Below are 19,812 nucleotides of genomic sequence, written 5' to 3'. Positions count from 1 at the left end.
CACGTTTCCAAGAGACAGTGTAATGTCCGCCAGAACGCTGTACTTTACCGGCGCGGAATCAGTCAGGGTCGACGAGGAGGCAGTGCCTGACCCCGGACCATCACAGGTCCGCGTCCGAACAGAACTCTCAGGAATCAGTCCCGGAACGGAGCTGTTAGTGTACCGCGGTGAGGTCGATTCGGAACTTGCGACCGACGAGACAATCGACGCCTTAGATGGGACGTTTTCGTATCCACTGCAGTACGGCTACGCCGCAGTCGGCCGTGTCACCGCCATCGGTGCTGAAGTCGACGACAACTGGCTCGACCGTCGTGTGTTCGCGTTTAATCCACACGAGAGCCACTTTCTCGCCGAGCCGTCGTCGCTCATTCCCACGACGTTACCCCCGGAACAGGCGGTGTTCATGCCGAACGTCGAGGCGGCCGTTAACTTCGTGATGGACGCTCGACCGCGCATCGGCGCTCGGGTGGTCGTCTTCGGCCAGGGGCCGGTCGGACTGTTGACCACTGGACTTCTGGCTGATTTTCCGTTGGCGTCACTTGTGACAGTCGACCCCTGTGCAAGCCGTCGTCGGCTCTCGGAAGCGCTCGGGGCAGACCGCTCGGTCACCCCCGGAAATCTCGGTGATGTTGACGCCGACATCACGTTCGAACTCTCGGGAAACCCACCCGCCCTCGACAGGGCTATCGACGCCACTGGCTACGCGGGTCAGGTCATCGTCGGGTCGTGGTACGGCTCGAAGGGTGTGTCACTGGACCTCGGACACCACTTCCATCGGAGCCACATCCGCGTACGCAGCAGTCAGGTGAGCCGAATCGATCCGGACCACGCCGACCGCTGGGACAAGGACCGCCGACTGGACGTTGTCCGGTCGTGGCTGAGCGATACTGACCTCTCGGCGCTGTTGACACACGAAATCGACATCGAGCGTGCAGGCGAGGCATATCAACTGCTGGCGAACCGGCCAGACGACGCCGTGCAGGTGGTGTTGACGTACAACTGACACCCGTGATTTAGGTGTGTCCCGGCCGTCTGTTCGGGCATGTACGCGACGACGGTCCGGACCGAGTTCGTGGCACAGCACTACCTCACTGTCCCGGACCCGGGCCCAGAGGGAGACCCGCATTCACATCACTACCGGGTGGAACTGTGTTTCCGCGGCCCCGAGCTCAACGAGTTCGACTACATCGTCGACATCGACAATGCCGAGACAGCCTTGTCGTCACTCGCTGACCGGTATCAGGACACACTGCTCAACGACCTCCCAGAGTTCGAGGAGTATAATCCCAGCGTGGAACGGTTTGCCCGTGTCATCTTCGAACGCGTCATCGCGCGTGTCACCGACGAGACGGTCACTGAACTATCGGTCACCGTCTGGGAGGACGAAGACGCCGCTGCGAGTTACGACGCCGCCGTATGAGAGTCGGCCTGACCCTGTACGGGAGCCTCGACGAGCAGTCGGGCGGGTTTCGATACGATAGAAAACTCGTCAAGGGACTTCGAGCGGCCGGCGACACCGTCGAATGTATCCAGCTTCCCTGGCGGAACTACCACCGTGGGTTGCTCGACAACGGGTCGCGCAAGCTCCGACGACAACTGGACGTAGATGTCGACATCATGTTACAGGACGAACTCGCTCATCCATCGCTTGTTCACACGAACCGCACCCTCCCATACCCGGTTGTCAGCATCGTCCACCACCTGCGGGCAAGCGAGCCGAGCCGACTCGCCCCGCTGTATCGCGCGGTAGAGCGTCGCTACCTCGGGACGGTCCACGGTGTCGTCTGTAACAGCGTCACGACCCGACGTGTCGTTTCGGACCTCGGCGTCAACCCCGCCGACACCGTCGTCGCACCGCCGGCCGGCGACCGCTTCGCCCCGGACATCGACCGGGCCACGGTTGCGGAGCGGGCCACTACCGAGCCGCTGCGAGTGGTTTTCGTCGGAAACATCACGCCTCGAAAGGGGTTGGATACGCTCGTCGAGGGTGTGGCGGACGCTGCCGCCGACATCGACATCACGGTGGTCGGTCGGGCCGTCGACGACGGGCACGTCGATGCAGTCCGAGACCGTATCCGGGAACACGGTCTGGATGACCGCGTAGCGTTCACGGGCCGACTGGCGGACGACGAACTAAAGCGCACGCTCCGGTCGAGCCACGTCTTGGCGGTGCCATCCCGGTACGAGGGGTTCGGCATCGTCTATCTGGAGGGGATGAGCTTTGGTCTCCCGGCGCTGGCCACCCGGGCTGGCGGGGCGGTAGACATCGTAACCGACGGCGAAACGGGGGCACTCGTCGACCCGGACGACTCTGCAGCCGTCGCTCGTGAGCTGGAGCGGTTCGCCACCGACCGCGACCGCCTGGCCGAGATGGGGTGGGCCGCGAGACAGAGCTACGAGGCACACCCGGACTGGGAAGAGACGGTCGGACGGGTACGCGGCCTGCTGTCTGCTATCGTTCAGCCTGCGGAGGGACCAGCATGATGAAATCGTTCCAGCGATATCTCCGGGCAAAACGGACAGTCGACGACCGCGCGCTGGACCGCCGGCTGGTCAAGCTGCTCCGCGAGCAGTTGGCTGACCGGGCGACCGACAGCGACGGGCCGCTACGCATCCTCGAAATCGGGGCTGGTATCGGCACGATGCTCACCCGCTTCCTCGACTGGGACGTGCTTCCTGCCGGCGAAGTCCACTACACCGCAGTCGATCTACAGTCGGAGAACGTGGCTCGCTTGCCAGACCACATCCGGAACTGGGCCGCTGACCGGCAGATATCTGTGAGAGACGGGCCGCTCGTCTTGGACAGCGAAAACCGGCGAGTCGAGATTGAGGCGGTGCAAGCCGATGCTGTGGCGCATGCGACGGGTACTGACGGCGAATACGACCTCCTCGTTGGGGCAGCCCTGCTCGATATTCTCGACCGGCGGGAGCTGCCGACATTGCTCGATCCGCTCGCACCGGGTGGCCTGTATTACTTCCCGCTCACATTCGACGGGGCAACCCGCTTCCAGCCGAGCCATCCGGCCGACCGGACGGTCGAACGACTCTATCACGAGCACATGGACGGGAAGCAGGGCGGTGACAGCCGCGCCGGCAGCGACGTGCTCGGTCGCCTCCAGCGCCTCGACGGCACAGCGCTTTCAGCTGTTGCCGGGTCGGACTGGGTTGTCCGACCTATCGACGGGAGTTATCCGGCCGACGAAGCCTACTTCCTCCGATACATTCTCGACACTATCGAGGATGCAGTCGGCGAGGTGGCCGGTCGCGACTTCGAGGGACTCGCCGACTGGCTGGCCGGCCGGCGTGAGCAGGTCGCTGCTGCTGAGTTGCTGTATCACACACACCAATTGGACTTCCTGGGCCGTGCCGTCACCCGTCGGTCTTCCGGCGAATCGTGGCCGTCGCCTCGTATGAAATAACCAGTTCGTCGTCCTGATTGCGCCCTTCGTGGCGAGTGGTGAGATATCCTCGACTCGGATCACTGTCGGAGGGTCGCTTGTCGATGATTTCGGTTCGTAATCGGAGCGTATCACCGGGTTGGAGCGGTAGATGCCAGCGGAGATTGTCGACGCCGACGCCAGCCTGTGTTGCGATGTCCTCGCTGGTCTCGACGTTAAGACGCATACAGATTGCGGCAGTCTGCCACCCAGACGCGACTAGCCCACCGAATACTGAGTCCTTCGCTGCCTCCTCGTCAGTGTGGAACGGCTGTGGATCGTACTTCTCGCCGAAGTCCACAATCTCAGATTTCGACACTGTGTATCCGTCCGATTCTCGCACGTCACCGACCGAAATATCCTCGTAAAACTGCATATGACTATGGAGATGATGCACAAATAAAAATCCGACGTGGACGGCACTAGCAAAGTCCGAGTTTGTGCGTGTGAACAGATGGCGCGAGGTACATGTAGATAAGATATATATTGTGGTTGTAACATAGATACAATGTCGACATGCCCTCCAGCAGTCGTACACTCCTCTCGGCGACCAGTGAAGAGTGGCGCTTAGCACACGAAGACCTCCACATCAGAAATGCCTCTGACACCAAGCGTGATGTCCACATAGAGATATACGATGACGGAGAATGTTGTCATACAGCACACTATCAGCTTCTGTCGGGCCAGTCGGGTTGTTCGGTCAACTTACTACGGAATGGCTGCTACAAAGTCAAGGCTGTTCTCGACAGACAGCAGGAGTCCACCGCTGCTGTCACAGTCTCTGATGAGCCTGAACAAACCATCTTCATCCAGGTTCAAAACGACAGGATAACGATTGACGAGGGAGTAACTCCATCGCGTCCCTGAACGAATGTGCCGTCTCGTCCTGCTTGAGAGCCTCCCGCGCTGAAGCGGGGATTCCCACGCTGGGACAGTAGCGTTCAAACACGACCTGTTACTGCGGGCATTCTCTGCCCGTGGATCTGCCGAACAGGCGGAGAGAGGGTTTGCTGGGCAGTGAGCTACTCTACTTCGGTGCGGTATTCGGAGTTCCCGTCTGTCGCAAATTCTCAGTTGCGTCCGGTCGCTGTCAGCGACGATTGTCACTGCTAGAACTTTTTGCTCAAAAATGTCGTGAGTGACAGTGCATCATCTCGACGAGATTTCCGTTGAGGAACTGCAAGCCACTCTCACGTGGACGGAAGGAAGCCAAGGGCCAGATATTAGGCATGTTTTTATATATTAGAATAGTTTACTTAGGGTTAATATTGCCAATATTAGGCGCTAAAGTCCCTCTAGCACCCGAACAGCGCCCCAAAGGTTGAAACACCTATCGAAGCTATCCCTGCATCTGTGTTCCAGTACTGAAACTGGTGAGGTCGTCAATACGCTCTTCGAGGGCTTCGATTTCCTGTCGGAGGTCGTCTGATTCTGCATCGTCACTTGCCGCCAGTCGGTCTTTCAGCCCTTGGAGACGTGATTCCTTGACATCGTCATCAACTTCGGCTTTTCGGACGTACTCGCTTTCGGAGACGTCGTAGAGATCCGACTCAGCTAGTTCAGTCACATCCAAGGCCTCAGCCACCTTACTCGAATCGAGGCTCATCACGCGCTCGCGTTCGATCCCAGCGTCTTCCAGTAAATCGAGCACGTCGTCCTCGTCTTTGAGCGAGCGGTTCCGGCGTGATGTTCGTTGGACCGACCCGTACTGGCCGTGGACCGGTTGGTCGTGATGCAGACGGTCAAGTAACACGTCGGCCACATCCTGCCGGAACTCGTTTGCGTTCCGCTGGACATCCGAACAGAGTGTATAGATGTTCACCAAGGCGTCCGTCTCAAGGTCACTGAGGTCGGTTACGTCATGCCGTTCCAGCGCGTCGATGAGGAGCAAGGCATCGGAGTAGACATCCAGTCCATCGGGTTCGATGCGGTCACTTTCATCAGGAGGCGTCGAACCGTCAACGAGTTGTGTCTCTGTCTGGCCCTCTGTTTCGACAATGACCCCTCTATCGCCGTCGATTTCGAAGCGCGGATGTAGGCTCAGGACTGCCGGATACGGATCGGCATCGGCCGGCAGGCGGTCGAGCTCGAACTCGCCATTCGAATCTTGAATCCGCCGGTAAAGTGTCTCGAACTGCTCGCGCTGGAGTGGGTGACGCTCACCGGACTCGTCGAACGTAATGATGACACGATGCTCCTGTACGTCTGTGATGCGAAATCGGTCGTGAGACAGCGGCGTAATGAGTTCAGCCCCTTCGGAGAGGTCATCGAGTTCGTCAATGAGCGTGTGCCAACTGACGCTGAATGGCATAGGAAGGAGTACGGTGGCTTTGGGTAAAGTGTTCAGGACACGAGTCTATATCACTATATGCGATTGCGTACGTAGTAGGCTATAGTGGACGAGTTCGTCGACTGGGTTCGGCGTCGGGACTACTATCACGACCAGATACAGTTCCAGCGGTCGGTCGCTGCCCGGCACCCCGAAACACGGTCATGTGAGATAAATCCTGAGGTCACCGCACAGCTCGCCGACCGAGGTATCGACGAACTCTACGCACACCAAGCCGATGCCATTGAGGCAATCCGTCAGGGCCAGAACGTCGTCTTGGCGACGCCGACAGCGAGCGGCAAGAGCCTCACGTACACTGTTCCAGCCATAGAGCGGGCCCGCGACCACGATGGACGCACGCTGTATATCGGCCCACAGGTCGCACTGATCAACGATCAAGAAGCGACGCTGTCTGCGTTTGCCGCCCCGTTCGAAGATATTGCCGTCACCCAGTATACAGGATCGCTCTCCTCGGCGGAGCGTCAGCAGGCTCGTGACGACGACCCGTCACTCGTGTTGACGACCCCAGATATGCTCCACTGTGGCCTGCTCAGTCACGCTGAGGATCTCTGGCGGTCCTTTTTTGAGTCACTTGACCTCGTGGTCGTTGACGAAGTCCACGAGTATCGCGGGGTCTTCGGCAGTCACGTCGGGCTTGTGCTTCGCCGACTCACGCGACTCTGTGAGCGGTTCGACGGGAGCCCACAGTTCGTCTGTTGTTCGGCGACGATTGGCAATCCCCGAGAGCACGCGGCGACGATTACTGGCCAGCCCATCGACTCATTCGCCCTCGTTGATCAGGACACCAGTGAGACTGGGCCGACCCAGTGGCTATTCTGGCAACCACCGAAATACGACGATGGAGACGCTCCTATGGGGGCCGGCCAACGTCGCTCCCATCACGGGGAAACCATGCGTTTGTTCGTCGATCTCGTCCAGCGCGGCTACCAGACGGTGGCGTTTACGCGCGCCAGACAGACTGCAGAACGGTATGCGACTATCAGCAGTGACACCCTCGCCGAGCGGGGCAAGGGCGACCTCACAGAGAGTGTTACAGCGTACCATGCAGGTTTACGCGATGATCGGCGTGGGGCTATCGAGACGGCACTTCACAACGACGAATGTACAGGCGTCTGGAGCACCAGTGCACTCGAACTAGGCGTCGATATCGGGAGTCTCGACGCTGTGCTGTTGGACGGCTACCCGGGCACGCAAATGTCGACGTTCCAGCGGGCCGGTCGGGCCGGGCGTGGGACCGACCCAAGTCTCGTCGCCCTTGTCGCCAGCGAAGACCAACTCGACCAGTACGTCATCAACCACCCCGGCGAGCTGTTCGAAGGAACCCCGGAACGCGCCGTCACTAACCCGTCGAACCCACATCTCCTTCGACTGCACGCCCACGCGGCAGCCATCGAACGACCGCTTCGAACCGCCGATGAGCGGTATTTCGGCCCGGCGTTTCCCGACATTGTCAGTGCGCTCACCGACGACGGCGAACTGACTCGCCGACAGACAGCCGATGGACTCGAATGGCGACGCACGGCCAGCGGCCGGACGGTCAATCCCTACGAACGAGGGCTCCGCACGATCACCGACCGCACTGTCATCCTCAAGGCTCGGGGCGGCCAGTCCAACGAACTCGGGGAATTGCCTCTCGACGCTGCACTTCGTGACGTTCATCCGGGTGCAATCTACCATCACCAAGGCCAGAGCTACGAGGTGCAATCGCTTGACCTCGACCGTGATGTAGCGTGGCTTGCGCCGACAGAAAGCGACTATCAAACCCGCGTCCAGTTCGAAGAGTCAATGACAATCGAGGAAGACATCACTACCAAGCCACTGGCGACACGCGAAGATGTCACCGTCCACTTCGCGGACGTAACTCGCCGAAAACAGGTCACGGGCTTCCAGCGGCGTGACCACCGAACGGGCGAGATTATCAGCGACGAATCACTCGACTTACCCGAGACGACGCTGTCGACCCGTGCGCTGTACCTAACACTCCCGCCGGGCCTCGAAGGACTCATGCAGACAATGTCCGGCTCCTTCGAGGGCGGTCTCCACGCCGTCCAGCATGCGCTCGTTGCGACATTCCCCCTCGTTATCCTGTGTGACCGGCGTGACGTCGGGAGTGTCTCGACGACTGACCATCCACAGACCGAGACGAGTGCCCTGTTCATCTACGACGGCTACCACGGTGGTGTTGGACTGGCACGGAACGGATACGACCAGATCGAAGACCTCCTCCAGCACACGTGGGGATTGCTCGCCGACTGTGGCTGTGCGGACGGCTGTCCAGCCTGTATCCAGTCCCCCCACTGCGGCCGGGCGAACGAACCACTCGATAAACGCCTCGCGGTGACACTCACGATGGCGCTTGCCGACCCGAACCGGCAGGACGATACTGTCGAACCGAACACAAATTAGACCCGACTGTGAACGATGGGACATGAACGTCGACGAGGAAATCATCCGGAATCGGAGCACGGACGCCGTGTTCGAGCGGGGCGAAACGTACCGCAAAGAGGGACGCATTCAACAGCTTGACCGGTTCGACGACCTCGTGACCGCGGCCGTCAGCGGGTCGAAACTGTACGACGTGACGATCACGTTCGGTGAGCGAAGCCTCGACACGAAGTGCACCTGTCCATACGACGGTGGTGGCGACTGCAAACACGTCATCGCAGTGTTACTGGATATCGCCGCCGGCCCCCCAGCAGACGAGAGCAAGCGCGTTACGGCAGTTCTCAACGACGTGTCAGCCGACGGTTTGCGTGGCTTCGTCCGTGACGCACTCGCCGAACACGCAGAGTTACGCGAGCAGTTTCTCGGCACAGTTCGGCGACGACCACAAGTCAGTCGAGGAGTACCGTGAGGAAATCGCCCAACTGTTCGAACAGCACGCTGACCCCGGCGTGTACGACGCGATTGACTTCTCTCGGTTTTTCGAGATTGCTGAACAGTACCGTAATCGAGACCGGTATCTGGCCGCGGCGACAGTCTATCGGGCCGTTTTCGAAGAAGTCGATGAGAAGTACAAGTGGGTCGAAGGGGCATACGACCACTACGCCAAAACCATCCAGAAAGCTATCGACGGCTACGCCGACTGCATCCTTGCGACTGACCCAACTCCGGAGGAATTCGACACGTATGCTGGTGTGCTGGAAGCGCGGACAACGACAGATCTGGCACTCAACAGCGAACAGTTCTGGCGTGCAATCGATGACCTTGAGGAGCGATACGATGAGTGAGCCAACAGACCGGTTCGTCATCGAAATTGGGAGCGGAACAGTGGTACATATCATTGATATGGATGCCGATCAAGACGGGAGCAACTCTCGCTTTTCGTTCGGTATCGGTGGTCCTGGGGAGGTGATGTGTAGTCACGGTAACCGGCATCCGCGCCCGCAGCATGTCGCAGTATCGGAGTTTCTTGCCCACCACGATATCGATAAAGATGGCTTTGACAGGGATACACCGGACGAGATTTGCTCGTATTGCTGGTCGAACACGCGGGAGGCAGTCGGGAACGAACAGAACGAAGCTGACGACGACATATCCGAGCAGATTGGCACTGTCGGCTATCGACTCCGATGGAAGCAGAAAGGCCGTGCGCGAGACGAGTGGTACGATATCGTTGTCAAGCCGAAGACGACAGTGGCAGAGCTGGACAGACTCGTCTGTCGGTTCACAACACTCGATGATTTCCACCTCCGGATGTACGGACTCGAAGACGAGTATCTGGAGTCCAGTCTCAACGTGCTTCCCGACCACCAGTACGAGGAAGCAGGCGACCGGTCGTACACCAGAGCAAGTGAGATGACGACTGCAGATGTCGCAGAGCGTGCGACACTCTGGGATGGCGACAGACTCAGTTTGGTCTATGATTTCGGCACGCCGTCGCACTACTACTGTATCGTGAAAGAGGTCTACGAGCCTGCGGAGATCGATGAATTTCTTGAGACCGATAACGTGATCACGTCGACTGATACGGCCGCAATTGTCAGGGAGAAGCGACCATAACGGAGGAAACGGATGAAGAGCGAAGCAAACGTATCCGGAGGGAGATACTCACCGACGCCTACAACGCGGATGAGATGGCTATCAGTTGGTGCTACCATCTCGAACGTGAGATGTCTTTCCCATTCCAAGCCCGCTGTATCGAGGAACGAACGATTTCGCCACTGCGAGAGGAGGAAGAAGTACCGGTCGTTGGAATGACCGATAAAGTAGTCAGCAACCGGGAGATGTTCGTCCTCGTGGAGTGGATGGACCGGGAGTTTGGCGTGCCACTGTCACAGCTCGAAGTACTCGACGTTGACAGTGATACCAGACAAGCGATTGACAACTGGCACTACTGGAACGGCAACAGTGGTCGGTTGGGCTAGACATACAGGGTGTCTCACAGGGTATTGACCGGCACCTACTCTGTCTCGTTCAACTCATCCATCGCTCCGTAGAGCTCGGTCACGAACTGTAGTACCTGCTCCTCGTCTTTGATGTCGTAGCCTCGGTACGCAATCACGTCGTTGACGGCTGCTTCTTTCGGACGATCAGGAGAGGTCTCGGTAATGATTTTCCACCCTTCGTCCTCGTCGTAGGCCAGTGCGGAGACTGTCTCCCCTGAGGTGATCAACAAGTCATACACACGGGGCTTGTTGTCCCCTTCATCTTGGATACTCTGGGGTGTAGCAGGAAAGACGAAGCCGATAGCATTTGACTGATTGAGCGATTCTACCTCGGGATAGGAGAGTGACCGGTCAGGGAGGCCTTTGACCATATGAGGTGTCTCTCGTTCGGGACTGTGATAGTTCTGGGTTGGCTCATCCACGAGTTGGCTTGTCCTCATCTTCCTCAGGGGCGAAGTGGTCCAATTCAATCGGAGCCCTCGTCTCGACCTCAGGAATTGGCCCATCATTCGGTAGGTTCATCTCTCGGACATGCTCCTCTAGCTTGTCGACACTCTCGACAGTCCGCGCGTCGAGTCGCTCCCAGCCGTTTCCGTATTCCCTGACAATGAACTCGTAGTCGGGTAGTTCCTGATAGTTGCTGACACGACGATCGCCCGTTACTGGTTGGAGATCAGCGTCTGGAACACACTCGACGAAAACGGCGGCATACGTCGGGAGTGTCTGGTTGTAGACATCGCTCATGTCGTGTGGCTTGTCCTCGGAGGCGAGGAAGTTGTTGTAGAGGTCCCGCTTCAGTACCTCAAACCCATTTTCTGGCGATGTACGGGCAGACAGACTTCCATTGGGCTTGCCGTTGTGCTTGTATTCGACCTTCCAGCCGTCAACGCCAGTCTTCAGGACGTGGTGTTCGTGTAGGTCGTAGGTGAGGACGAAATAGTCGCCTCGCTTTTCACTGTACCGCCAGCCGTTGGGCCACTCGTCGTTTGATGGGAGGTCTACCATAGGTATTACTCCTCACCCAGGGATGCAAGTTCCTCGAGATTGGCCTCAATCGCTTCCTCGGGAAGGCCGTAGAGTTTTATTACAGCTCGTTTCAGTGCCTCTTTGCGGTCTAACCCGTCATATCCACGGTACTCAAGAAGCTGATCATGCGCGAGTTCGTAAGCATCGTCGTTCTCGTCAGTCTCTTTGGCGATGAGGGTCCAGCCATGCTCTTCGTCAGTGTAGGCGAGAGCAGCGACAGTCTCATCTATGAAGATCAGCAGGCCATGTATCCGCTGCGTGCCTTCCTCATCTTCTTGAACGCTCTCAGGAGACCCTGGAGCGACCAGATCAATGGGCCCTTCTTCAGTAAGTGTGTCAGCTTCTGGCTCGTAGAGCGGTCGGTTTGGGAGACTTGAAATCATGGAGTTGCGGGCTTGAACACACTCTCGGCTAATCAATGCTACTACGGTTCAACTGACGCTGGTGTGTCTCGGCATTGGTAGATAGGGCTGTGCAAGATGGATAGCGCGTATCTCGCACGGATTGCACTACCAGAAAACGGCACCCCGAATCGGTCAGTACCGAGTGAATACTGCGCGATCGGATGGTCGGCAGTCCCTTTCCCGATTTCAGGCACGAAATCGACATGCTCAACGTCGTGACCATAGTTCTCAAGCCGATGAAACACCTCGTGATCGACGTTCTCGTCGAGGATGCGTCGATACGCGATCGCTCAGATATCGGGTGGCGTGAGTGACGACCGCTCTCTGGCTTCGCCAGCCGCTCGCTCGTGGCGCCTCTCGACCCGTCGCATCTCCTCGGGAGTGTTGTGATAGAACGCCAGCGCCTCGTAGATATCCGCGATATCCAAGTTGTATCGCTCGGCGACTCGGTCAGGAGCGAGTCCGCGCTGTTCGACGCGTACGTGTACATCTCGGACAGTGATGCGGCTCCCCTCTATGTGGAGCTTCCCATGAATCTCCGAATCCTCGGCAGAGTCGATTCGATACTGCTGGGTCGCCATTGAGTACAGATAGGCTCCCTTAGGTCTCGAAACCTCGCCGAAGCGAGCGTACGCCGCTCTTCTGATTCCGACTTCGAGTGGGGATTGCCAGTCAGACCCGAAAGCACCGCGGTAAATCGGCCGTGACTGTGTCTGTGACACGCTTCGTGCGCTTAATTTTGGTCTGTCTCGGGGTTCGATGCGTACGCCTCGGCCAGTTCGACCACGTCGTAGACATGAATCCCGCTTTTGAACCACAGGACGCGCTCCGCCGTATCCCCGAAGTCCTCGTCGGCACAATCCAGTCGCTCCGAAACCGCTAATACGAAATTATCGGCATCGACCTGCCGAATCTTTGCCAGTTTCGACTGCAAATACTCCGGGGTCCAGAAGCCCACAATCTCGATGATCGCCCGTCTGCCATCGGGGTGTTTGACGGCGAAATCCGGAATCATCACCTATGCGCCGAGGTCGAAGACATCGGCCTCGCGCTGAAGGGTCCAGTCAGTGTTCGCTCGCTCCCACTTCCGGGCGAGTGTGCGTTCGATGTCGCTATCGAACTGCTGGCCAGTGCTGTACTGTGAGACGAGCCCGTCGGTGTGGTCGAGCGTGAGGCGGTTGCTGCCGCTGGCCGTATCGTCGTCCAGAATCTCTGCACGCATCTCCCAGCGGTCACACAGCGGCAACGCAGGGAGGAAGTTTGCCATCCGAATGCCGTACTTCTGGGACTTCCGAAACAGCGAGGCTGGGCCGTCAAGTTCGGCCTCGTATCCTGTGGCAAGGTCGGTACGCGAAACCCGATTACCCTCGCCATCGATGGGATAGATCCGGTGCATCAACCCGAACAGCTTCATGTAGCTGAACACTGTCCCGAAGTGGTCCCAGACCCGAATCCGCATCTTTGACGCGTCGTAGAGGACGGCTTGGGCCAGCGCTAAATTGTAGCGGGCAAGTAGCCAGTCGACTGTCCGGGCGGTCTGGTCGTACGCCTGCTTGCTGTTGCCCGTCAGCTTCGTTGTTGACGTGGTCTCAGCAGCGTCGTAGTCGTCAACAGTCTGGTCGCCGAATCGAACCAGGAGCTTGTTATCATCCAGATCCGCGTACATCCCCCGGTAGCACTCTTCGAGAGAGATACCGAGTTCGTCAGCGACGGCACTGTACACTTCGAGTTTCTGTGTGTCTTCCCCGAGTGTGGGTTGGCGAACGATTGGATACTGCTCATTTGCGCCCTTGAATAGTCGCTGACGGATCTCATGAGGATCGACAGCGGCCTGTTGCTCGAACTCACATTCGTCTTTCAGTAGCTTCGCCAGTCCGTGGACGATTTTGTAGTCGGTATTGTCGACGGTTAGGTCGTCGATGGCAGCCTCAAGATCCCCCTTTGGTTCGCCAAAGTGGTTCTCAAAGATATCAATGAGAGTGGCGGCAGTCGACCGATACCGCTCATCGGAGATGTCGATGAACAGCGGGCGAACTTCTCCATCACGTGTGCGCGAGCGTGCGAGGTCAGCCGTCAGCACTGCTACTCACCCCATCGCGGCGTCGCTGGGAAACGTATGTCTCCATCGTGTCGGTCGTAATAATCTCGTAGAGGCGGGCTGGCTGGCGGTCATCGGTCGGTCGGAGAATGCGGCCCAGTCGTTGGGCATACTGTCGTTTCGAAGCACTGCCAGAGAGGATGATACCGACGTTGGCCGCGGGAACATCGATGCCCTCGTCAAGGACTTGGGAGGTGGCGAGCATGGAGTACTCCCCTGCCCGGAACCGTTCGAGAATCTCGGTGCGTTCGTCAGTGTCGGTCTGATGTGTGATACAAGGGAGGATGAACTCCCGAGAGATATCGTAGGCAAAGTCGTTGTTCGCGGTGAAGACGATGACGCGGTCATCGTGGTGCCGTTTGAGGAGATTGTCGAGCGTGTCGAGTTTCTTTGTCGCCGTGCGAGCGATGCGTTCCGCGCGTTGCTTGGCGATAAGGGCGCGGCGGCCCTGGGGGTCGTAGGACGTGCGTTTGAGAAACTCCGCATAGCCCTGTTCTTTCCAGAGGTCGAAATCATGATTGTCGACGTAGTCTCTGTACAGCTGGTACTCATCGTCGTACTCAGCCCGTTCCTCGCTGGTGAGTTCGACTGACATCTGGATGGTTTCGTACTCGCTCAGGAATTCCCCGGCGAGATTGTCGACGGCTTCTTCGTAGACGACCGGCCCCATGCGGTCTTCAAGCAATTCTTCACGGCCGTCAGCGCGCTCGTAGGTTGCAGTGAGACCGAGTCGGTACGGGGCAATCGTCATTTCGGGGATTTGCAGGTAGGTTTCGGCCGCCAGATGGTGGGTCTCATCGGTGATGAGAAGGCCAAACCGGTCGCCATATTCGTCGATGTAGCGGTAGGCACTGTCGTAGGTGGTCACGGTCAGGGCAGCAATCTCGTGGCTCCCGCCGCCGAGGACACCGATTCCTTCTGTAAGTTGGTCACCGAAGGCATTCGTCAGCGTGGCGTGCCACTGGTTCATCAGATCGATCGTCGGTGTGACGACGAGCGCACTGACGCCAGCGTCGGCGATGGCCTGCAGCCCGAGGAAGGTCTTCCCGCTGCCGGTTGGGAGGATAACGGTACCCTGGCGGTCGTGAGTCCGCCACGCCTCAAGCGCTGCCTCCTGATAGTCACGCGGTTCGATCTGGAGTGTGGGTGTCAGAGCGAGGTCGGAATAGGCTCGCGCCGCGTCTACAACGTCGTGGCTGAAGCCATCTTGGAGTGTGGCCTGACCGTCGCTCTCAGCCCACTGGCCGGCCCAGTCGAGAAGCGCCCGGTATCGGTAGGCTTGTGTCCGGGACGCGTCGACACGGTCGTCCCACTCGGTATGAGGAACTGTTTCAGGTGCGTTCTCCAGCAGGAGCGTCCCCTCGTCAAATTCGAGCCGCATTCGGTACCTGAACGCATGAGTGTCGGACGATTCAATCTGTCGGGGTCCTCTGGGTAACAGAGATACGGCCTACGCTCATCAGCGACAGCGCAACGCCACGTTTTCAGTTACCACACCAGTAGTCACATCCAACACATGGAGTACCCGACCCGCGAAGCGATTCGGTCGCTCTGTACCGAGCAGTCCTTTGAGCGTGGTCGCAACTACTACCGCCAAGATCGGGTCCAAGAAGTCGAGATTGACGGTGGAGAGATACGAGCAACTGTCAGAGGCTCCAACTACTATGATGTCGCCATCGATATCGTGGACGATACCATCCGAACCCATTGCAGTTGCCCGTATGATCACGCTGGGGACTGCAAGCATATCGTCGCGGTCCTGCTGGCGGTTGATGACCGAGATACCGACACAGTACACGAAACCGATCCCGAATCAAGCGAGTCACTCCCGGCGACAGTTGACCTCGAATCACTGGTCGAACAGACCACTGCCGACGATCTCCGAGAGTTTCTGCTGGATATCCTCGCGGACGACGGCGATCTCCGCGACCGCTTTGTCGCATTCGTTGGAGAAGACACGGGCAAGACCGTCTACGACTACAAGCAGGAACTTGACCGACTGTTCGATGACGCTGTCGGTCGGCGAGGGATGGTCGAATACGATACGCATATCGACTTCTCGCCGTATTTTGATCTCGCCGAAACACACCGAGAGCGGAGTCACGTCGATACGGTGACAGACATCTATCGAGCGATTGCCGAGGCGATACGCGAGAATATGAACCGAATTGACGGCAGCACCGGGTACTACGGCCATGAGGTAGAACGTGCTATTGAGTCGTATGCAGAAACGGTCGCAGAACACGACCTCAGCCACGAGCGAAAGCAACCGCACATCGAGTATCTCTGTGACGAGTTCCTCGATGCAGACCACGGCTTCGCCAGCGACTCCTACGATGATGCACTGCGAACACTCTGTACAGCGGATGCGGACCTCAAATACTGGCTACAATTACTCGATGAGCGGATTTCAGGTATTAGCCATGATGTAGTAGCCGCTGGAGACTCGCCCGAAACCGAGACCAGTGGTAACGACTTGAGCGAACACACAAGCAGCGATGACCCAACGGATCACTCTGAACGAACGGACAATGTACTCTGTGCCTCTGATTTCACCGATGGGCCGCTCACCACGGACGATTTCACCGGTGGCGCACTCGATATCGAACACTTGGAAGTTGGCACACTCGAGTTCGACTACTTCGTCGGTGATGCCTTCGAGGAACTGCGTATTGACGAACCTACAACCGTCGAACAACACACTGTCGATGTCGAACCGGCTGACTCGGGTGCCGCCGAAACGGGGATATCCGCATCATTTCGCACACGGCGTGTCCTCTCGGCATACATCTACCTGCTTGAGCAACTCGACAGAGAAGACGCACTGACGAACCTTTATGATGATATATACCTCGAACACATCCGCTTCTGCAAACAATACGCCCAGCGGTTAATCGAAGGTGGTGAGCAAGCCCGCGCAATCGAGGTGCTCGAAGACGGCATCCACACCTTTCGGTCGCCCCGTGACCTTCGCTGTCTCGTGACTGACCTCTACAAAGAACGTGACCCAGAGGCGTACCGGAAGACACTGAAACACCTGTTTCTCGACCACACGGAGTGGGACGCGTATGATGAACTGAAATCGACCTGTAGTGAACACGAGTGGCAGTCGATGTACGAGGAGTTCGAACAGCATTTCCAACGGGACGACCGGAAGACCCTCGTCAACCTGTACGTCCACGATGGCGACTTCGAAAAGGCGTTTTCCGAACTGAAAGACAGCGAGAATCTCTCATTGATTCGTAAGTATCGAGATTCAGTTGCAACCGTTGATCCGGTCGGATACTTCGAGCTCTACCGGGAACTGCTCGTCCCGTTTGCCGCCAACGACACGGGGCGACGCCACTACCGAGACATCGCCGACCACCTAGAAGAGATGCAAGGATTGGTCCCCGAAGCGCGATTCGAGGAGTTCGTCGATTTCCTGAAAGACAAGCACTCGAACCGCCCGGCGTTCTTGGACGAACTGGAGAAAGCTGGATTCTGATATGCCCCTTGCATCGGGCCACCGCGCTACGAGGGTTTATTTCCGATACCGGAACCAGATGCGCGAGAGATGGATGAGACACACAATGAGAATGGATTTCCCACCACAGTACTGCGAGACACGCGCGAACAGCAACCGTGGACGTTCGACGAGTGTGCAGTCGAGACGCGTGACGTGACGCTCTCGACCGGGGACTACGCCATCCCGGCTGACTGTACTCACGACCCGGAAGCGGACACCTACTACCCACGGTTCGCAGTCGAACGCAAGTCCGGCCACGATTTCCTCACATCGCTCACCTGGGAACGGGACCGATTTACTGCCGAGTTGCGGCGGGCCGACGAGTGGTCACGGCCCATTGCGGTTGTCGTAGAGACCTCTTGGCAAACCCTCCTTCGCAATCGCGGTTGCATGGCTTGGCGGGATATCCATCCGAACCAGATCGTAGGCACTCTCTCGACGTGGGTCCGCCACTACAACGTGGCGTTCCATTTTCTCGAGTCTCGACAGCGAGCCGAACGATGTGCGTTACTCCTCCTTGTCCACCACAATCTCATACGGCGGCGCGAGTGACTCTGACCCTTATTCAGTCCAGAAGACGTGTTGCCGCTCCTCAATCTCGCCGAGGAGCATCGAAAGCACGTCACGCCATTCCTCCGGATGTGATGTATCGTCGCCGAGTGTTGGTGCGTCCGGACCCGGGTGACGTGGTCACGGGTATTGTGGTCGATTCCGTTATTCTGATTCAAAGTCGATCAGTCGACGGTGCGATTTCACTATCCGTTTTCTGAGATATTGAAATTAGAGCGGATATGCACCAAGACAATGTCGTCTTGGGCTTTAGGGTATAGTGCTAGAGCCAACACAACGGCTCTTAGCAGTCCTCCAACGGTGTAGCGCAAACCGAACTAGTCGAGTGGTATCGTCAGCGACAGACAAACTACATTAGATCGCATCGTTCTGCGCACTACTCATCGCTGGTCCGGGCAGACACATCGTCCCAGCGGGGAGAGGCGCCGAGATATGATACAGCGATACTGAGACGGTCAGTCAGCAGGGAGTTTACCAACCCCACTGTGACATCTGCAGAAGGCGCAGTCAGTAACTACGTATGCGATTCAATTTGCTCGAACAGTGTTTCCACTAGGTCAACGAACCACTGCGCACTGCGGTTGCGAGGCCGAGATTCCGCCACTGAAACCGTTGCTCGAACGCGCCCCGGCGTGCCGGACATGATGACAATCCTGTCCGAGAGCGCAACGGCCTCTTCAATGTCATGGGTTACGAATAATACGGTTTTATCGGTGCCACGCCAGATGTCGAGCAGTTCGCGTTGGAGTTGTCGGCGTGTCTGCATATCCACGCTGCCAAACGGCTCGTCCAACAAGAGGATAGCTGGGTCCACAGCGAGTGCGCGCGCAAGACCGACGCGCTGTTTCATACCGCCTGAGAGTTCCTTCGGGTATGCATCAGCAAACTCAGACAATCCAATAATAGCTAGCATTTCTCGGACTCGCTCCTGCCGCTCAGCAGCCGGCACTCCCCGCTCTACTAATCCGAAGGCGACGTTTTCTCGGACTGTCAGCCACGGAAACAGGTGGTACTCCTGAAACACCGTTCCCCGATTCGGGTCAGGGCCTTGAACCGGCTTCCCCGAAACTGTGATATCACCGTCTGTTGGTGGCTCCAGTCCACTTACAAGCCTGAGAAGTGTGGTCTTCCCGCAGCCTGACGGGCCAACCACGGTGACGAACTCGCCAGATGAGACACGCAGCGACACGTCACGGAGGGCTGTCGTAACTCTGCCTTCCCTTTCGTATTGCTTGGAGACCCCGCGGATGGCGATTTCGGTATCCGTACTGTCTCTCATTGTTGCCAGTCGAGGAGGTGGGCACGAACTCGCCGGACGGCCCAGTCGCTGAGCAGAAACACCACACTAATCACCAGCATATACGCGATGCTACGCGCCATCGCGAGGTTGTTCGCGCTCGTAATAATTTCGTATCCGACACCGGGCGCACCGAACAATTCGGCTGCGATCACCATCATCCAGCACTGGCCAACGCTCGTACGGACTCCGGTCAGAATCCCCGGTAATGCATCTGGGACGACGACCCGCCACAGCAGCCGACGATTGCTATCGACACCCAGTGTCGTAGCGACCTCGACTAGCTCGTTCGAGGCGTTCTCGACCCCCTCGTACGCATTATAGAACGTAATCCAAAATGCACCGATGAACACAATAAAGGCCGCACCGGTGTGACCGAGTCCAAGCCAGATGATGGCGAACACGATCCACGCCAATGGTGGAATCGGCCGGAGCACCCGCACGATGGGTGTGAGGACGGCGTCAATGACCAGACTCCAGCCCATGCCGATGCCAAGTAAACCGCCAGCCACAACGCCACCGGCGACACCGGGAACGTAGTGGAGGAGACTCTCTCCGAGATGAACAAGTAATTCGCCTCTAACCAGCTCGGTCCACAGTGCGCCCGCCACCTCACTGGGTGTCGGCAACAGGTACGACGGAACTTCACGACCCCCTGCCCACCAGACTGCCAGAAATCCAGCCGCTCCCACGAATCCATACCACAGACGTGTCAGATTCCATTCTCGGCCGAA

The 19,812-nt window shown here is 58.0% G+C and carries 19 protein-coding genes and 2 pseudogenes; 11 read left to right on the top strand and 10 right to left on the bottom strand.

Going from position 1 to position 19,812, the window contains the following annotated elements:
* Positions 1–22: 22 nt before the first annotated feature.
* Genes D3D01_RS15060 through D3D01_RS15045 form a run of 4 tightly spaced genes read left to right on the top strand, consistent with a single transcriptional unit; the run spans position 23 to position 3,419 of the window.
* Positions 23–1,003, top strand: coding sequence for a zinc-binding alcohol dehydrogenase (locus tag D3D01_RS15060; protein ID WP_101351863.1), 981 nt, complete (start codon positions 23–25; stop codon positions 1,001–1,003).
* A 39-nt stretch (positions 1,004–1,042) separates the two neighbouring features.
* Positions 1,043–1,420 (top strand): 6-carboxytetrahydropterin synthase, encoded by a 378-nt coding sequence (locus D3D01_RS15055; protein ID WP_101351864.1) that lies wholly within the window; start codon positions 1,043–1,045, stop codon positions 1,418–1,420.
* Positions 1,417–2,484: a glycosyltransferase family 4 protein gene (locus D3D01_RS15050; protein ID WP_121512732.1), complete on the top strand. Its 1,068-nt coding sequence runs from the start codon at positions 1,417–1,419 to the stop codon at positions 2,482–2,484. Before D3D01_RS15055 ends, D3D01_RS15050 begins: the two co-directional genes overlap by 4 nt.
* Positions 2,481–3,419, top strand: coding sequence for a class I SAM-dependent methyltransferase (locus D3D01_RS15045; RefSeq protein ID WP_121512731.1), 939 nt, complete (start codon positions 2,481–2,483; stop codon positions 3,417–3,419). The genes D3D01_RS15050 and D3D01_RS15045 overlap by 4 nt, the downstream gene beginning before the upstream one ends.
* On the opposite strand, the gene D3D01_RS15040 is transcribed toward D3D01_RS15045, so the two are convergent.
* Together D3D01_RS15040 and D3D01_RS15030 are read right to left on the bottom strand one after the other, a co-directional pair.
* On the bottom strand, positions 3,370–3,813 hold the full coding sequence (locus tag D3D01_RS15040; RefSeq protein ID WP_101351867.1) for a MaoC family dehydratase: 444 nt from the start codon (positions 3,811–3,813) through the stop codon (positions 3,370–3,372). The genes D3D01_RS15045 and D3D01_RS15040 overlap by 50 nt on opposite strands.
* 963 nt (positions 3,814–4,776) lie before the next feature.
* Positions 4,777–5,748 (bottom strand): DUF2800 domain-containing protein, encoded by a 972-nt coding sequence (locus D3D01_RS15030; RefSeq protein ID WP_121512730.1) that lies wholly within the window; start codon positions 5,746–5,748, stop codon positions 4,777–4,779.
* 84 nt (positions 5,749–5,832) lie between these two features.
* Here D3D01_RS15030 and D3D01_RS15025 point away from each other — a divergent pair, with 84 nt between their 5' ends.
* The 4 genes and pseudogenes from D3D01_RS15025 (at position 5,833) to D3D01_RS15010 (ending at position 10,154) form a co-directional block, all read left to right on the top strand.
* Positions 5,833–8,193 carry a DEAD/DEAH box helicase gene (locus D3D01_RS15025; protein ID WP_121512729.1) on the top strand — a complete coding sequence of 787 codons (2,361 nt, stop codon included), beginning with the start codon at positions 5,833–5,835 and terminating at the stop codon, positions 8,191–8,193.
* Between the two features lie 22 nt (positions 8,194–8,215).
* Positions 8,216–9,017, top strand: a pseudogene (locus D3D01_RS25015) (SWIM zinc finger domain-containing protein).
* The gene (locus D3D01_RS15015; protein ID WP_121512728.1) at positions 9,010–9,789 is read left to right on the top strand and encodes a hypothetical protein; all 780 of its coding nucleotides are present in this window, start codon (positions 9,010–9,012) and stop codon (positions 9,787–9,789) included. The pseudogene D3D01_RS25015 and the gene D3D01_RS15015 overlap by 8 nt, the downstream one beginning before the upstream one ends.
* On the top strand, positions 9,786–10,154 hold the full coding sequence (locus D3D01_RS15010; RefSeq protein ID WP_121512727.1) for a calcium-binding protein: 369 nt from the start codon (positions 9,786–9,788) through the stop codon (positions 10,152–10,154). Before D3D01_RS15015 ends, D3D01_RS15010 begins: the two co-directional genes overlap by 4 nt.
* A 35-nt stretch (positions 10,155–10,189) precedes the next feature.
* Here D3D01_RS15010 and D3D01_RS15005 read toward each other — a convergent pair whose 3' ends face one another.
* Genes D3D01_RS15005 through D3D01_RS14995 form a run of 3 tightly spaced genes read right to left on the bottom strand, consistent with a single transcriptional unit; the run spans position 10,190 to position 11,584 of the window.
* On the bottom strand, positions 10,190–10,546 hold the full coding sequence (locus D3D01_RS15005) for a hypothetical protein (RefSeq protein ID WP_121512726.1): 357 nt from the start codon (positions 10,544–10,546) through the stop codon (positions 10,190–10,192).
* Positions 10,547–10,589: 43 nt separating this feature from the next.
* A complete protein-coding gene (locus tag D3D01_RS15000; protein WP_121512725.1) occupies positions 10,590–11,180 on the bottom strand; it encodes a hypothetical protein in 591 nt (196 codons plus the stop codon).
* 5 nt (positions 11,181–11,185) lie between these two features.
* Positions 11,186–11,584 carry a hypothetical protein gene (locus D3D01_RS14995; RefSeq protein WP_121512724.1) on the bottom strand — a complete coding sequence of 133 codons (399 nt, stop codon included), beginning with the start codon at positions 11,582–11,584 and terminating at the stop codon, positions 11,186–11,188.
* Between the two features lie 182 nt (positions 11,585–11,766).
* On the opposite strand from D3D01_RS14995, the gene D3D01_RS23730 reads away from it, so the two are divergent.
* Entirely contained in the window at positions 11,767–11,919 is a 153-nt protein-coding gene (locus D3D01_RS23730; protein ID WP_158600469.1) for a hypothetical protein, read from the top strand.
* Here the strand turns inward: D3D01_RS23730 and D3D01_RS14990 are convergent.
* From D3D01_RS14990 to D3D01_RS14980, 3 genes and pseudogenes are all read right to left on the bottom strand, one after another.
* A complete protein-coding gene (locus tag D3D01_RS14990) occupies positions 11,896–12,186 on the bottom strand; it encodes a DUF433 domain-containing protein (RefSeq protein WP_121512723.1) in 291 nt (96 codons plus the stop codon). The genes D3D01_RS23730 and D3D01_RS14990 overlap by 24 nt on opposite strands.
* A gap of 152 nt (positions 12,187–12,338) precedes the next feature.
* A pseudogene (locus D3D01_RS14985) lies at positions 12,339–13,685 on the bottom strand (DUF790 family protein).
* The gene (locus tag D3D01_RS14980; protein WP_121512722.1) at positions 13,672–15,084 is read right to left on the bottom strand and encodes a DEAD/DEAH box helicase; all 1,413 of its coding nucleotides are present in this window, start codon (positions 15,082–15,084) and stop codon (positions 13,672–13,674) included. The pseudogene D3D01_RS14985 and the gene D3D01_RS14980 overlap by 14 nt, the downstream one beginning before the upstream one ends.
* A 135-nt stretch (positions 15,085–15,219) precedes the next feature.
* Between D3D01_RS14980 and D3D01_RS14975 the strand changes: the two genes are divergently transcribed.
* Both D3D01_RS14975 and D3D01_RS14970 read left to right on the top strand, forming a co-directional pair.
* Complete coding sequence (locus D3D01_RS14975; protein ID WP_121512721.1) at positions 15,220–17,190, top strand: SWIM zinc finger domain-containing protein; 1,971 nt, start codon at positions 15,220–15,222, stop codon at positions 17,188–17,190.
* A 69-nt stretch (positions 17,191–17,259) separates the two neighbouring features.
* Entirely contained in the window at positions 17,260–17,763 is a 504-nt protein-coding gene (locus D3D01_RS14970) for an ERCC4 domain-containing protein (RefSeq protein ID WP_121512720.1), read from the top strand.
* A 532-nt stretch (positions 17,764–18,295) separates the two neighbouring features.
* Here the strand turns inward: D3D01_RS14970 and D3D01_RS14965 are convergent.
* Together D3D01_RS14965 and D3D01_RS14960 are read right to left on the bottom strand one after the other, a co-directional pair.
* Positions 18,296–19,060: an ABC transporter ATP-binding protein gene (locus D3D01_RS14965; protein WP_121512719.1), complete on the bottom strand. Its 765-nt coding sequence runs from the start codon at positions 19,058–19,060 to the stop codon at positions 18,296–18,298.
* Positions 19,057–19,770 (bottom strand): ABC transporter permease, encoded by a 714-nt coding sequence (locus tag D3D01_RS14960; protein ID WP_199725406.1) that lies wholly within the window; start codon positions 19,768–19,770, stop codon positions 19,057–19,059. Before D3D01_RS14960 ends, D3D01_RS14965 begins: the two co-directional genes overlap by 4 nt.
* Positions 19,771–19,812: the final 42 nt, after the last annotated feature.

It is taken from the genome of Haloarcula sp. Atlit-7R, from assembly GCF_003666065.1.
Classification (GTDB): Archaea; Halobacteriota; Halobacteria; order Halobacteriales; family Haloarculaceae; genus Haloarcula; species Haloarcula taiwanensis.
This window is presented reverse-complemented; position numbering and strand designations above follow the sequence as displayed.